Origin of the sequence: Caballeronia sp. GAWG2-1 (genome assembly GCF_023631405.1) — a bacterium.
Lineage (GTDB): Bacteria > Pseudomonadota > Gammaproteobacteria > Burkholderiales > Burkholderiaceae > Caballeronia.
The window spans coordinates 1-974 of the sequence record NZ_JALQDD010000064.1 but is presented as its reverse complement, the minus strand read 5'-3'; the positions used below and the strand labels follow the sequence as shown (position 1 = coordinate 974).

The following is a 974-nucleotide window of genomic DNA, read 5'->3' as shown; positions in this document are numbered from 1 at the left end:
AGCGTGGGCTCGTCGAGCAGCAAGTCGACCTTTACCGAAGACAGTACCCAACGTAACGGTTCGAGCATCACGGCGGGCGGTACCGCGACGTTCGTGGCAACGGGTAACGGCACGCCAGGCAGCGGCAACGTGACGATCGCGGGCTCGAACGTCAACGCTAGCGATGTGGTGCTGGCCGCGAACAATCAGGTCAACCTGCTCAACTCGACCGATACCGACAGCACGCGCAGCAACAACGAATCGAAGGGCGGCAGCATCGGGGTGTCGTACGGGTCATCGGGCTACGGGATCGAGGCGGCGGGCAGTAAGGCGCACGGCGATGCGAACTCGGACTCGACCGCGCAGACCAACACGCATATCAGCGGCACGAATAGCGTGAGCATCGTGTCGGGAGGCGACACGAACATCAAGGGCGCAACGGTCGATGGTGGTCAAGTGTCGGCGCTCATCGGTGGCGACCTGAACATCGCGAGTGTGCAGGACACGAGCCATAGCGTGGCGCATCAGGACAGCCAGAGCGCGGGGGTGAGCATCAGTCAGGCAGGCGGCAGCGCGAGCTACAGTTCGCAGCACGGCGATGCGCATGGCGACTACGCGGGAGTTGAGGAGCAGTCTGGCATTCATGCGCGCGCGGGCGGCTTTGATCTGAACGTGAAGGGCAATACGGATCTGAAGGGCGGCTATATCGCCAGCGATGCGGATGCAAGCAAGAACGCATTGACGACAGGCACGCTGACGTTCAGCGACATCACGAACGCGTCGAACTACAACGCGAAGAGCAGCGGGTTTAGCGCGGGTGGGTCGATGGGCGGATCCAGCAGCGCGAAGGCTAACGGTGTGACGTCGCTGTCCGATGGTGGCGGTGTGTCGCCGATGCTCTCGCAACACGACAGCGGCAACGAGACGGCGACGACGAAGAGCGCGATCGGCGCGGGAACGATCACGATCACGGATGGTGCGAACCAGAAGCAGGA

1 protein-coding gene is annotated in these 974 nt (G+C 62.9%); it reads left to right on the top strand.

The genetic code is table 11. The annotated features are described in order from the left end of the window. The coding region (locus NCR98_RS33245) for a hemagglutinin repeat-containing protein (protein WP_250528595.1) at positions 1-974 on the top strand (974 nt) is incomplete at both ends.